Source organism: Ewingella sp. S1.OA.A_B6 (assembly GCF_049889095.1).
In the GTDB taxonomy this organism is placed as follows: Bacteria; Pseudomonadota; Gammaproteobacteria; order Enterobacterales; family Enterobacteriaceae; genus Ewingella.
On sequence record NZ_JBLJFK010000003.1, the window covers coordinates 90055 to 104327 of the forward strand.

The following is a 14273-nucleotide window of genomic DNA, read 5'->3' on the forward strand; positions in this document are numbered from 1 at the left end:
AAAACCTGACATAAAAATAGTGCGGGGATAATATCACAAGTCATTATCCTCTCAGTAGAAACCATCGCTGCGCAGGATTACCCTGTCAGCCCAGCCAGCTGTTCCAACTGGCCGTGATGTGGCTGCGTTCGGTCATAAAGCTATCGACAGCTACTTTGCCGCTATGTTCCTGTAATGCCAGATGATGTATTTCATCCCGCAACGTCACGTAAGCATGTTTTAGCCGCTGCGCTTCCTCTTCCGACATGATGTCGTACTGCGCCATCAACTCGAAAATACGCACATTATCCGACCAGCGCGTCAGACCTGGCTCATCGTGGGCAAAGCGCAGGACCAAATATTGTGCAATGAACTCAATGTCAGTGATGCCGCCCGGGTCGGCTTTCAGATCAAAGAGATCACGCTTTTTGCTACCTAAATGGGCATACATTTTCTCTCGCATTTCACGCACTTCTTTGCACAATGCGTCGGGATCTCGCTGGCGGCATAAGATCTCGCTCCGGGTGGTATTAAACTGACGGGTAAGTTGCGGATCGCCGTAAACCACGCGTGCGCGCACCAGCGCCTGATGCTCCCAGGTCCAGGCTTCGTTTTGCTGATAATCAGCAAAGGCTTCAATGGTGCTAACCAGCATGCCTGCCGCGCCGGAAGGCCGCAGACGGGCATCAATCTCGTACAAAATACCGGACGAGGTGCGAGTGCTGAAGAGATGCATAATACGCTGAGCAAGGCGCAGATAGAATTGGCGGCCATCGATGCTACGCTCCCCGTCGGTCATCACTTCCGGCGCACAGTCCAGCAGGAATACCAGATCCAAATCCGAGCTGTAACCCAACTCCCAGCCACCAAGCTTACCGTAACCAATCACGGCAAAACCGCGTCCTTCGCGGTGCTGCAGATGAGTCGGTTGCCCGTAACGGACGATCATCTGGCTCCAGGCCTGTTGGATAACCGCCTCGAGGATCGCCTCGGCAAGATAAGTCAGATGGTCACTGACCTTCATCACCGGCAGCGCGCCTGAAATATCACCGGCGGCAATGCGCAGATGCTGCGCCTGTTTAAACTGGCGTAGCGCCTCCAGCTGTTGCTCTTCGTCATCGGCCGGTACACGCAGTAAGAATTGGCGCAATTCATCACGGTAGGCGTCGGGCGCAGTAGGCTGATAAAGGGTACGGGAATCAAGCAGTTCGTCGAGCAGTAGCGGGTGACGCGCCAGTTGGTTTGCCACCATCGGCGACGCAGCGCACAGCCTGACCAACTGTTTCAATGCGCCCGGATACTCCACCAATAGTTCGATATAGGTCGTGCGAGTGACAATATTAAGCAGTAACAGTGTCAGGCGTTCCAGGGTGATATCGGCATTTTTGTAAGCGCAGACTTGCGCCAGCAGACCGGGCATCAGCAGGTCGAGCTGGTCACGGCCACGCGGCCCAATGGTGCGTTTGCCCACGTCACGACGGAATTCGGCGATCAAACGTAATAAACGGCCTTGCGCCCCGGGTGCCAATTGCGGCACCAACCCGGCGATGTCGGCATCGTCCAGTGCATCAATCCACAGACTGCTGAACTGGGCATACTGAGGATCTTCGTCCGCGTCCGGCGTGTCGTCACCGATTAAATCATCAAACACGGTGCGCACTGCCTGCATGTGAGCATTCAACCCATCCAGTAGGCTCGGCCAGTTGGCGAACTGCATTCCCCACGCCAGTCGCGCCTGATTAAGCTCATCCGAAGGCAGGGTTTGCGTCTGCTCATCGGCAATCGCCTGCAAAAGATTTTCCAGACGACGCAGAAACAGATAACTCTCACGCAATTGCTGCACTTGCACCGTCGGCAGTAATCCCAGTTCATCCACCGCCTGCAAGGTCGGTAGTAATGAACGCTGCTGCAACAATGGCTCACGGCCACCGCGGATCAGTTGAAAAACTTGGGCGATAAATTCAATTTCACGGATGCCACCCGCACCGAGCTTAATATTGTCTTTCAGGCCCCGACGGCGGACTTCACGGGCAATCATACCTTTCATATTGCGCAGCGACTGGATCACACTGAAATCAATGTAGCGACGGAAAACAAACGGCATCAGCATCTTACGCAACTCCTGGCCGCTGCTGTCTTCGGCACCGCCCATCAGCCGAGCTTTGACCATGGCATAACGCTCCCAGTCACGCCCCTGCTCCTGATAATAATCTTCCAGCGCAGGGAAACTCATCACCAGCGGGCCGCTGTCGCCGAAAGGCCGCAAACGCATGTCGACGCGATAGACAAAGCCGTCGATGGTCGGTTGATCCAGCGCTTTTATCAGCCGCTGGCCAAGGCGGGTAAAGAATTGAGCATTATCCAGCTGGCGGCGTCCACCCTGCGTCTGACCGTTTTCAGGATAGGCGAAAATCAGATCGATATCGGAAGAGAAATTAAGCTCACCGCCACCCAGTTTGCCCATGCCCAGAATCAGAAGTTTTTGCGGCACGCCTTCTGCATTCACTGGTGTACCAAATTCACGGCAGCAGGCGTCGTATAGCCATTCGCGGGCGCTGACTATCAGGGTTTCAGCCAGTTCGCTTAACTGATGTAATGTCTCTTCGCATCCGCTGGTCAGCAACGTCTGTGACCAGGCAATGCGGGTCAACATGCGCTTGCGAAACAGACGCAGAGTCTTCATCAACCCGGCCTCGTCACTGACTGCGGCCAGCGCTTCGTTCAACCAGTCGCCATAATGTTGCCACTCATTGGCGTGCGGAGGATGTTGCACAATCTCATGCCACCACGCCGGGAAAGCCAGTAAGTTTTCACTGACAAAATCACTGACGGCAATCGCGGCCAGCGTGTTGTCATCAATGTCCGGCAGACTTTCCTGATGTTCCTGACAGCGCTCAATAAAATTGTCAGCCTGACTTTGCAGCGTGGGAGAGAGTGGCAACATGAGATCGGGTTCCTTTCGCAAAAAAGCCTGAGTCAGACTCAGGCTACTTGTTCAATTAAACTTCAACCATAAATCAAAACGGCGATAACTATCTTACCTGGCGATTTTACCATTGAGCCAGAACGCATCCATCATCACCGCTTGCTGACGGGCAGAGTCTTCCCAGGCATGCTGCTGCTGAACGATAGCCTGTTGTAGCTCCAGCCAACCATTGATGTACTGCATAATAGCCTCTTCCGGGTAAGCACCTGCTAACATATGGAAGGAGATGATATGGCGTTTCAGGCGTGCCAACTGGTCACGGAAACCGTCCTCATCCAGTGGCTGGCCAAACACGTCTTTAAGTTCAGCGGCGGTACGGCCCAGCATGATGTCAGCAAAACGCTTGAAAGAACCGTCGAGTTTCTTCTGGGCCTTCTCATCAATGAAAGGTTTCCACGCTTGGTTCGCCAGCCATGATGTGAGCGCCAACTTACATTGTAGATACGCTGCGCTGTAGCAAACGGCTTCAGCATCAGCGCCTTTCTTCTCCAGTAACGGGACTAGATCAGTCAGCAACGCACGTAGGTCGGTAGAGGCTTTACGCGGGATCAACCCGCCGAAAATCACCAGGATTTGACGCACGGTTTCAACGGCCTGCAAGACGGTAAGACGCACAGTTTTATCACCGCGTACCCAGAGTTCCTCATGGTACTGCCAGTGATCCATCGCCTGCGCCAGCGTGTCGGCCAGAGCCTGCTCAACGGTAGCCTTCGGTGCAGCCTTAAATACCAACAAAGGACGCGGCTCACGGGCCGGATCGCCTTTCGCCAATTGGTATCCACGCGCCGCTTTGCTCAAGCCACCCTGACGTAATCCGCCGTTTTGGCCAATCAGTGCCGCCAGAGACAGCAGATCGGCGGTGTTGCCTTTTTTCAGCTCAAGTTCAACTTCAGACAGCGGCTCTGATAGCTCACCGGCAACCACTTCACCCAGATCAAGCCCCAGCTCAATCTCGCTTTGCTGGTAAGTGATCACCCATTTTTCACGTGTGAAGATAGTGCTAAACAGCGGCAGTAATGCTTTTTGTAATGCGGCGACTTTGCAGCCTTCTGGCCAGATATCTTTCGGGAAGGCACTGAGCTTCAAGGTCGGTTTTTTTAGCTCAACATTGTATTCAGGACGCTGATGAAGCCCACCCACGACGCTGCCGGCGGTTTTGATGGTCATTTCATACTGGTCGTCGAAACCACGAATGCGCAGGCCCATATCATGCTTGCGCATCCAGTTATCGGCAGTTTCATAATAGATGTTGGTCAGTTTCTGCGGTGCGGTATGTTCGCTGTCAAGCTTTGCCAATTGGCTCGGCAATTCGGCGATAGCGGCAGCGGTGGCGATAAATTTTAATTCTATTTCTACGGTCATAGTGATTTCACACCGGTTCTGGATGTCATAAGGCTGTTATATAGCCGACAAAAGGAGTTAATTCTACCACAGGGCACGAGCGCAAGCCGCATGTCACGGGATAGTAAGATAGTTCTCATTCCTGTTTAAGCATTGCGTCGTCAAACTGTTCACCTTAGTATCAACCGTTCATGACGTCGGTTCACACATCGCGTTCCATAAATTCACTCAGAAACGATGAAAAAATGCAGAAATTACGCCTAATTTGTCTCGCTTTGCTTACTTTAAGCATCACTTGGGGCGCTCACGCTGATGAAAAGCGCTACATTTCCGACGATCTGATCACCTATATCCACAGTGGTCCGGGTAATCAATATCGTATCGTAGGGACGCTCAATGCCGGTGAACAGGTCACCCTCCGCAGCGTCAATGACAGCACTAAATATGGTGAAATCATTGATTCAAAAGGTAAAACCGCCTGGATCCCACTTGACCAATTGAGTAACGTTCCCAGCATACGTACCCGTGTTCCAGATCTGGAACAGCAGGTGAAAACGCTGACAGACAAATTAAACAATATCGATTCTAGCTGGAATCAGCGCACTGCAGAAATGCAGCAAAAAGTGGCCTCCAGTGACGGTATTATTAATGGTCTGAAAAAAGAAAATCAGGATCTAAAAAACCAGCTGATTGTCGCACAGAAAAAAGTCAGTGCGGTGAATGTGCAGTTGGACGACAAGCAACGCACCATTATTTTACAATGGTTTATGTACGGTGGTGGCGTCGCGGGTGTCGGTTTGATCCTTGGCCTTATCCTGCCGCACCTCGTTCCACGTCGTAAGAAAAATGACCGCTGGATGAGCTGAGCCATATCATGAAGATCTACCTGGTCGGCGGCGCAGTTCGGGACAGCTTATTAAATCTGCCAGTGACCGAACATGACTGGGTGGTCGTGGGTGCAACCCCGGAATACATGCTGGCCCAAGGTTATCAGCAGGTCGGTAAAGATTTTCCCGTATTTCTGCATCCCGTCAGCCACGATGAGTATGCGCTGGCGCGAACCGAGCGCAAGTCCGGTGCCGGTTATAACGGCTTTACCTGTTACGCCGCGCCGGATGTCACCCTTGAGCAGGATCTGATGCGCCGTGACCTGACGATTAACGCCATCGCCAAAAGTGCTGAAGGTGAGCTGATTGACCCTTATCGGGGTCAGCAGGACATCAAACAGCGCGTACTGCGCCATGTGTCTGATGCATTTGGTGAAGATCCCCTGCGCGTGCTGCGCGTGGCGAGATTTGCCGCGCGCTTTGCACATTTGGGTTTTCACGTCGCACCAGAAACACAAAAATTAATGCAACTAATGGCTGATAGCGGTGAATTGTCCGCGTTGACGCCAGAACGCGTCTGGAAAGAGACAGAGAAAGCGTTACAGACGCAGGATCCGCAGGTGTTCTTCCAGGTACTGCGTGACTGCGGCGCGCTCAAGGTGCTGTTCCCTGAACTCGATGCACTTTTTGGCGTGCCTGCGCCTGAGAAATGGCATCCTGAAATCGACACCGGTATTCATACGTTAATGACGCTGAAAATCGCTGTTGAACTAACGCAGGATGTTGATATCCGGTTTTCAGCACTGTGCCACGATCTCGGCAAAGGACTGACCAACCCTGAATACTGGCCGCATCATCATGGACACGGCCCGGCCGGCGTGAAACTGGTGGAGAATGTGTGCCAACGGCTAAAAGTACCTACTCACATTCGCGAGCTAGCCAAGCTGGTTGCCGAATTCCATGACCTAATCCACACCGTCAATAAACTGCGCCCGGAAACGATTCTGAAACTGTTCGACACCATTGATGTCTGGCGCAAACCCCAGCGTCTCGAGCAGATGATTTTAACCAGCGAAGCAGACGCCCGTGGCCGCACCGGCTTTGAACACAACCCCTATCCGCAGGGCAATTATCTACGCGAAGCCTATTCCGTAGCGCAGACCATTTCGATCAGAGACGTGGTGGCGTTAGGTTTACAAGGCACCGCTATTCGCGATGAACTGAAGAAACGCCGTATACAGGCGATTAGCGACTGGAAGAAAATGCAGGACGTTGATCTTTAATCTGCAATTAACGTCAAAAAAAACGCCCATCGGCAAAGATAGGCGCTTTTTTATTGCTTCAACGCTGACAACGGTTAAGCGATAAATACCATATATACCGCAATCGCAACAATAAAACGGTAGATGGCGAATGGCACAAACGAGATACGTTTAATCACGCTCAAAAAGGCTTTTATAGCAAATAGCGCTACGATAAATGCCGTCACAAAACCAACGGCGAACATCGGTAAGTCAGCCATCGTAAGGAAGCTGTAGCTTTTATAAAGGTCGAGGACGGTAGCCCCTAGCATCATCGGCACGGCCAGCAGGAAGGAGAACTCCGAGGCGGCAAAACGGCTCACCCCCAGCAGCATACCGCCGCCGATCGTCGCACCCGAGCGGGAAAAACCCGGCCACAGCGCCAGACACTGACACACGCCAATCATGAATGCCTGAAAATAAGTCATGTCATCCACGCCTTCCGCGCGTGGTTTTTTCGGTTTCAGCCATTCGGCAGCAATCAGCCAAATACCACCGACGACCAACGCGTACATGACATTTTTCGGCTCAAAGAGCATCTTAATCTGCGCATGAAACAGCAGCCCCAGCACTACGGCAGGCAACATCCCGAGCAGAATATGGATAAGGTTTAGCCTGCGGGTTCCCGTTCCTTCATGCACCGGCGGTTTGCCAAAATGCAGCCCGATCATGCCGAACAGTCTGCGCCAGAACATCACCACTACAGCCATGATTGAGCCGAGCTGAATGATCACTTCAAAAGACTTGGCTGTATCACCGGTAAAACCCAGCAAATTGCCGACGATGATCATGTGCCCGGTGGAGGATACCGGCAAGAACTCTGTCAGACCTTCGACCACACCTAAAATGACGGCAACCAGTAAAGAATGGCTCTCAACTACCATTTAAATACCTCAACCCGTAAGAAATGAAAACTGTCTGTTTCTGTCATCGTACAGGATGAAATTCAGACAATAAAAAGCGGCATCATTCAGGTGCCGCTAATACAACGTAGTTCATCACGAACAACGTCTTTATAACGCATTTTTATGACAAATATTCGCGCAATCAGTTCTGAAGTTTACATTTAAATCTGCTTTTTCAAAGACAACATTTAACCGCGCACGCCGCGCTCAATGATCACGCCGACGTTAGATGCCTGCGCTATTGCACCTGGCTTACTCAATTTAATGCGTACCCAGGGTGAGTTAAAGCGTGCCAGTAACAAGGAAGCAACGTCTTCAGCAACGCGTTCAACCAACGCAAAATTCTGTGATGACACATGCTGGATCACCGCTTCACTGACATCGGCGTAGCTTAGGCAATCATTCACATCATCACTAGCAGCTGCCGCACCGTTATCCCATGCCATTTCAATATCAAACACCAGTTTCTGCTTAATCGTCTGTTCCCACTCATAAGCGCCAATGGTGGTGATTACATTCAGTTGCTCAATAAATACGATATCCATCACGCGTTTCTCTGTTTTTGGGTCAGCCGGATACCACTTCCGGCGGAAAATGCGTATTATCCATACATGTTGCGATTAAAACGACTCTTATTAGACGGAACTGCGTTATGAGTGCTACCGCGCTTGGCATGATTATTTTCGCCTACCTTTGCGGCTCGATTTCCAGTGCAATTCTGGTCTGCCGGGTAGCAAGGTTACCCGATCCCCGAACGCAAGGTTCCGGCAACCCTGGTGCGACTAACGTTCTGCGGATTGGTGGTCGCACTGCGGCCGCAACGGTACTGATTTTCGATGTGCTCAAAGGTATGTTGCCGGTCTGGCTAGCGTATCGTCTGAATATTCCGCCGATGTACCTTGGTCTGACTGCCATCGCGGCCTGCGTGGGACACATCTATCCGGTTTTCTTCCGCTTTAAGGGCGGGAAAGGCGTTGCCACAGCGTTTGGTGCCATAGCGCCTATCGGGTGGGACCTGACCGGTTTGATGGCCGGTACGTGGCTGCTGACGGTACTGCTGAGCGGCTATTCATCACTTGGTGCCATTATCAGTGCGCTGATTGCCCCCTTTTATGTCTGGTGGTTCAAACCCCAGTTCACCTTCCCGGTCGCGATGCTGTCATGTCTTATTCTGTTACGTCATCATGATAACATTCAGCGCTTATGGCGGCGGCAGGAAACCAAGATCTGGGACAGGCTAAAAGAGAAGCGTGCCGCTAAAAAAGCGGCCCAGGAAGAGGCCAAACGCGCTGAAAGCGAAAAGTAATCCCGAACGGCAGACATAAAAAACGACCTCTCAGCAGGTCGTTTTTTTTTATTTTTCTTAAATCAGGAAAACCGGTCTGAATGATGGCACTTTCAGACCGCTGGAAGTTCTGCTAAAGGCCAGCGTGGCCGCACCGAAACGCTCAGATCCTGCGTTGCGCCCGTGTTCATCCGCACCATCCCCGCGTAGGCAATCATCGCGCCGTTATCAGTGCAAAACTCAGGACGGGCATAAAATACTGCGCCGCCGCGTTTTTGCATCATCTCAGCGAGTTTAGCCCGCAGAGTGCGGTTAGCACTGACGCCACCCGCCATCACCAGACGCTTAAAGCCAGTGTGGTCGAGAGCACGTTTGCATTTAATCGCCAACGTATCCACGACGGCATCTTCAAAAGCGCGGGCAATATCAGCATGGGTTTGTGGATCACCGTCATTGGCACGAACCGTATTCGCCGCAAAGGTTTTCAGGCCGGAGAAACTGAAGTCCAAACCGGGACGGTCAGTCATCGGGCGCGGGAACGTAAAGCGCCCCGCAGTCCCCTGCTGCGCCATTTTTGACAGCATCGGGCCGCCGGGATAATCCAGACCCAGCAGTTTTGCGGTCTTGTCGAAGGCTTCGCCTGCGGCGTCATCAACAGATTCGCCCAGCAATTCATACTTGCCGATCCCGGTCACGCTGATCAATTGCGTATGACCACCAGAAACCAGTAGCGCGACGAAAGGAAAATCAGGGGGATTATCTTCCAGCATTGGCGCAAGAAGATGACCTTCCATATGATGGACGGGTACAGCTGGAACACTCCAGGCGAACGCCAGAGAACGTCCGATGGTTGCGCCGACCAGCAGCGCACCGACTAAACCGGGGCCTGCGGTATATGCCACGCCATCGATATCCTGCGCCGTCAGCCCGGCTTCTTTCAGCGCCGCCTGAATCAGAGGAATGGTTTTGCGCACATGGTCGCGCGATGCCAGCTCAGGGACTACACCGCCGTAATCAGCATGCAGTTTTACCTGACTATACAGTTGGTTGGCTAACAGACCGACTTCGCTGTCATAGATTGCAATTCCGGTTTCATCGCAGGACGTTTCTATACCCAGTACTCGCATCACCTTTCCCATCTTGTTTTCGCGCTAACTCGCGGCGCGCAGTTTAACATACAACGCCCGCACAGCGCTGCTTCTGCGTAGTAAATCCGATGGCTTAGCCAATTAATGTCGAGCAATTTAAGTTGATTGGTATATAATCGCCGGCCGACGCAAAAGCGAGCGCACTTTTGGAATAGATGGGTTGGAAGGCGCAGTTTCAATTTGCCGTTATGCTTTACAACGCAGAGCAAGTTGGAGTAAAATTCCGCACCATTTTGAAATGTGCTGGTACAAACCAGCAAACAAACCGATTTTATCGAGGTGAGAGGCACATGCCTGTAATTAAAGTACGTGAAAACGAGCCGTTCGACGTAGCTCTGCGTCGCTTCAAGCGTTCCTGCGAAAAAGCGGGTGTTCTGGCAGAAGTTCGTCGTCGTGAGTTCTATGAAAAACCGACTACCGAACGTAAACGCGCCAAAGCATCTGCAGTAAAACGCCACGCCAAGAAACTGGCTCGCGAAAACGCACGCCGTACTCGTCTGTATTAATCTTCGGGGGTAACCCCACCGTGTGTTTTTGCTTACGCAGAAACACACAAATCGATGAGTAGCTGCATACGCATGCCGTGCTTTCCGAAAGGAATGCGCGGCTTGTTCTCATTTATAGGCTAGTGAGTAAGGGGCTTATGGCTGGGAGAATTCCGCGCGTATTTATCAATGACTTGCTGGCTCGTGTCGACATCGTGGATCTTATCGATGCTCGCGTAAAGCTGAAGAAACAAGGCAAGAACTACCACGCGTGTTGCCCTTTCCACCATGAGAAAACACCCTCATTCACCGTAAACAGCGATAAGCAGTTTTATCATTGTTTCGGCTGTGGAGCGCACGGCAATGCCGTCGACTTCCTGATGAACTACGACAGACTTGAGTTTGTCGAAAGTATCGAGGAACTGGCGACAATGCAGGGTCTGGAAGTGCCTTATGAAGCGGGCACGGGTCCAAGCCAGATGGAGCGCCATCAGCGTCAAAGCCTCTACCAGTTGATGGAGCCGCTTGCCGCCTTCTATCAACAGTCACTTAAACAATCCGCCGGTGCACCTGCCAGAGAATACCTTTCTCAACGCGGCTTAAGTGAAGACGTTATTACCCACTTTGCCATAGGTTTCGCTCCCCCTGGTTGGGACAACGCACTTAAGCGCTTTGGTAAAAGTGCTGACGACAAAGCCTCATTAATTGACGCCGGTATGCTGGTCACTAATGACAACGGACGCAGTTATGATCGCTTCCGCGAACGGGTCATGTTCCCGATCCGTGACAAGCGCGGTCGTGTCATTGCCTTTGGTGGCAGGGTTTTAGGCGACGGTACACCGAAATACCTTAACTCGCCAGAAACCGAGATTTTCCATAAAGGCCGCCAGCTGTATGGCCTGTATGAAGCGCAATTAAAACATCCGACACCTTTACGCTTATTGGTTGTCGAAGGTTATATGGACGTCGTCGCACTGGCACAATTTGGCATCGATTATGCCGTTGCCTCTTTGGGAACCTCGACCACTGCTGACCATATACAACTGATGTTTCGCGCCACCGATAATGTGGTGTGTTGCTATGACGGTGATCGAGCGGGGCGCGAAGCGGCCTGGCGCGCACTGGAAACTGCCCTGCCGTATCTCAATGATGGCCGTCAGCTACGATTTATGTTTTTACCCGATGGCGAAGATCCTGACACACTGGTACGCAAAGAAGGTAAAGCAGCGTTCGAACAACGGATGGAGCAGGCGCTGCCGCTCTCAACTTTCCTGTTCGATTCACTGATGCCGCAGGTCGATTTGAGCAGCCCCGATGGGCGCACCAAATTGAGTATGCTGGCGCTGCCTTTGATTCGCCAGGTTCCGGGAGAAACGCTGCGGATGTATCTGCGGCAGCAGTTAGGTAATAAACTCGGCATTCTTGATGACAACCAGCTCGAAAAGCTGATGCCAAAACATGCCGATAGCGGGAATACCTACCAGGTACCCCAGCTAAAACGCACAACCATGCGTATACTTATAGGGTTACTGGTACAAAACCCACAACTGGCTACACTTATACCCTCGCTGCAAGGATTGGAGCAAGCGAAGCAGCCAGGGTTGGAACTCTTTACGGAGTTGGTAACCACTTGCTTAGCCCAGCCGGGGCTGACAACGGGCCAGTTACTTGAATTGTACCGTGACAATAAGTTCTACCAACAGCTTGAAACTCTCGCGATCTGGAACCATATGATCGTAGAGGATATGGTCGAAGAGATATTTCGCGCCACACTGGCAAGCTTGTATGACTCAATACTTGAGCAACGTCAGGAAACACTGATTGCGCGCGAAAGAACCCACGGGCTTAGTGGTGAAGAACGCAAAGAGCTTTGGTCGCTCAACGTAGCGTTGGCGAAAAAGAACTAGAACACCATATAACGAAGATAATGCGTGATGCGTTATCCAAAAGAACACGGCTTAAGTGCCGATAAAAAGTGGGACAAGGTCCCGCGCTATGCCGCCCTTGTGGGCCGCGGCAAAAAGTAAACGCCCCTATACCCTAACGGGTAAACGTTATTGTTGGCGGTTTTGCTGACCAACACCAACCCAAATACTCTGAAGTGTGGATACCGTCTTATGGAGCAAAACCCGCAGTCACAGCTTAAGCTACTTGTCACCCGTGGTAAGGAGCAAGGCTATCTGACCTTTGCTGAGGTCAATGACCATCTGCCGGAAGATATCGTCGACTCCGACCAGATCGAAGACATCATCCAGATGATTAATGACATGGGCATCCAGGTTCTTGAAGAAGCACCTGACGCCGATGACTTAATGCTGGCCGAAAACCGCCCTGATACCGACGACGATGCCGCAGAAGCTGCAGCGCAGGTACTCTCCAGCGTTGAATCTGAAATTGGACGCACCACTGACCCGGTTCGCATGTACATGCGTGAAATGGGTACCGTTGAACTTCTGACACGAGAAGGCGAAATCGACATCGCCAAACGTATCGAAGATGGTATCAACCAAGTTCAGTGTTCCGTTGCCGAATACCCTGAAGCGATTAACTATCTGCTCGAACAGTATGACCGCGTTGAAGCGGGCGAAGCTCGTCTGTCTGATCTGATCAACGGCTTTATTGATCCGAATGCAGAAGAAGAAGTCGCACCAACCGCAACGCATGTGGGTTCTGAACTGACCACTGAAGAGCAGAACGATAACGACGACGACGACGATGAAGACGACGATGCTGAAGACGACAACAGCATCGACCCTGAACTGGCGCGCCAGAAGTTCACCGATCTGCGTGAGCAGCATGAAGCGACTCGTGCCGTCATCAAGAAAAACGGCCGAAACCACAAGAGCGCCGCAGAAGAAATTCTGAAGCTGTCTGATGTCTTCAAGCAGTTCCGCCTAGTGCCAAAACAGTTCGACTTCTTGGTCAATAGCATGCGGTCCATGATGGATCGTGTCCGTACTCAGGAACGTTTGATCATGAAGCTGTGCGTTGAACAGTGCAAAATGCCGAAGAAAAACTTCGTCACTCTGTTCTCCAATGACGAGACCAGTCAGGCTTGGTTCGATGCAGCTCTGGCAATGGGTAAACCATGGTCCGAGAAGCTGAAAGAAGTGACTGAAGATGTACACCGCGGCCTGATGAAACTACGTCAGATCGAAGAAGAAACCGGCCTGACCATCGAGCAGGTGAAAGACATCAATCGCCGCATGTCGATCGGTGAAGCCAAGGCTCGTCGTGCCAAGAAAGAGATGGTTGAAGCAAACTTACGTCTGGTTATTTCGATCGCTAAGAAATACACCAACCGTGGCTTGCAGTTCCTCGACCTGATCCAGGAAGGTAACATCGGCCTGATGAAAGCCGTTGATAAGTTTGAATATCGCCGTGGTTATAAGTTCTCAACTTATGCGACCTGGTGGATCCGTCAGGCTATCACCCGCTCCATTGCCGACCAGGCACGTACCATCCGTATTCCGGTGCATATGATTGAGACCATTAACAAACTCAACCGTATTTCTCGCCAGATGCTGCAAGAGATGGGCCGTGAGCCGACGCCGGAAGAGCTGGCTGAACGCATGCTGATGCCGGAAGACAAAATCCGCAAAGTGCTGAAAATTGCTAAAGAGCCGATCTCCATGGAAACGCCAATCGGCGACGATGAAGATTCGCATCTGGGTGATTTCATCGAGGATACTACCCTCGAGCTGCCGCTGGATTCTGCTACTTCAGAAAGCCTGCGTTCTGCAACGCACGACGTTCTGGCCGGTCTGACTGCACGTGAAGCCAAAGTACTGCGTATGCGTTTCGGTATCGATATGAACACCGACCACACGCTGGAAGAAGTGGGCAAACAGTTCGACGTTACCCGCGAACGTATCCGTCAGATCGAAGCGAAGGCACTGCGCAAACTGCGCCACCCAAGCCGCTCTGAAGTACTGCGCAGCTTCCTGGACGACTAGTCGTTAACGAGTGTGACGTGAAAATGAATAACCCCGGTAGCGATACCGGGGTTATTTTTT

Annotated in this window: 11 protein-coding genes; 6 read left to right on the forward strand and 5 right to left on the reverse strand. The window is 51.9% G+C overall.

Translation table 11 applies throughout. The features are described 5' to 3' along the window. Positions 1 to 85 precede the first annotated feature (85 nt). Both glnE and ACMV8I_RS10215 read right to left on the reverse strand, forming a co-directional pair. Positions 86 to 2923, reverse strand: a complete 2838-nt coding sequence (gene glnE / locus ACMV8I_RS10210; RefSeq protein ID WP_498865117.1) for a bifunctional [glutamate--ammonia ligase]-adenylyl-L-tyrosine phosphorylase/[glutamate--ammonia-ligase] adenylyltransferase — start codon at positions 2921 to 2923, stop codon at positions 86 to 88. 93 nt (positions 2924 to 3016) lie between these two features. Next, positions 3017 to 4327 (reverse strand): CYTH domain-containing protein, encoded by a 1311-nt coding sequence (locus ACMV8I_RS10215; RefSeq protein WP_498865118.1) that lies wholly within the window; start codon positions 4325 to 4327, stop codon positions 3017 to 3019. A 224-nt stretch (positions 4328 to 4551) separates the two neighbouring features. Between ACMV8I_RS10215 and ACMV8I_RS10220 the strand changes: the two genes are divergently transcribed. After that, positions 4552 to 5172, forward strand: coding sequence for a TIGR04211 family SH3 domain-containing protein (locus tag ACMV8I_RS10220; RefSeq protein ID WP_498865119.1), 621 nt, complete (start codon positions 4552 to 4554; stop codon positions 5170 to 5172). A gap of 8 nt (positions 5173 to 5180) precedes the next feature. Next, positions 5181 to 6416, forward strand: a complete 1236-nt coding sequence (locus ACMV8I_RS10225) for a multifunctional CCA addition/repair protein (RefSeq protein WP_498865120.1) — start codon at positions 5181 to 5183, stop codon at positions 6414 to 6416. A gap of 74 nt (positions 6417 to 6490) precedes the next feature. On the opposite strand, the gene bacA is transcribed toward ACMV8I_RS10225, so the two are convergent. After that, complete coding sequence (bacA, locus tag ACMV8I_RS10230; protein WP_498865121.1) at positions 6491 to 7318, reverse strand: undecaprenyl-diphosphate phosphatase; 828 nt, start codon at positions 7316 to 7318, stop codon at positions 6491 to 6493. A gap of 209 nt (positions 7319 to 7527) precedes the next feature. Beyond that, a complete protein-coding gene (gene folB, locus ACMV8I_RS10235; protein ID WP_498865122.1) occupies positions 7528 to 7884 on the reverse strand; it encodes a bifunctional dihydroneopterin aldolase/7,8-dihydroneopterin epimerase in 357 nt (118 codons plus the stop codon). Positions 7885 to 7991: 107 nt separating this feature from the next. On the opposite strand from folB, the gene plsY reads away from it, so the two are divergent. Further along, entirely contained in the window at positions 7992 to 8645 is a 654-nt protein-coding gene (gene plsY, locus ACMV8I_RS10240) for a glycerol-3-phosphate 1-O-acyltransferase PlsY (RefSeq protein ID WP_498865123.1), read from the forward strand. 92 nt (positions 8646 to 8737) lie between these two features. On the opposite strand, the gene tsaD is transcribed toward plsY, so the two are convergent. After that, positions 8738 to 9751 (reverse strand): tRNA (adenosine(37)-N6)-threonylcarbamoyltransferase complex transferase subunit TsaD, encoded by a 1014-nt coding sequence (tsaD, locus tag ACMV8I_RS10245; RefSeq protein WP_498865124.1) that lies wholly within the window; start codon positions 9749 to 9751, stop codon positions 8738 to 8740. A gap of 311 nt (positions 9752 to 10062) precedes the next feature. Between tsaD and rpsU the strand changes: the two genes are divergently transcribed. The 3 genes from rpsU (at position 10063) to rpoD (ending at position 14213) form a co-directional block, all read left to right on the forward strand. Next, positions 10063 to 10278 (forward strand): 30S ribosomal protein S21, encoded by a 216-nt coding sequence (gene rpsU / locus ACMV8I_RS10250; protein ID WP_001144069.1) that lies wholly within the window; start codon positions 10063 to 10065, stop codon positions 10276 to 10278. 137 nt (positions 10279 to 10415) lie between these two features. Beyond that, a complete protein-coding gene (gene dnaG / locus ACMV8I_RS10255; RefSeq protein ID WP_498865125.1) occupies positions 10416 to 12164 on the forward strand; it encodes a DNA primase in 1749 nt (582 codons plus the stop codon). Between the two features lie 210 nt (positions 12165 to 12374). Further along, the gene (gene rpoD, locus ACMV8I_RS10260) at positions 12375 to 14213 is read left to right on the forward strand and encodes an RNA polymerase sigma factor RpoD (RefSeq protein ID WP_498865126.1); all 1839 of its coding nucleotides are present in this window, start codon (positions 12375 to 12377) and stop codon (positions 14211 to 14213) included. The last annotated feature ends 60 nt before the right edge of the window (positions 14214 to 14273 follow it).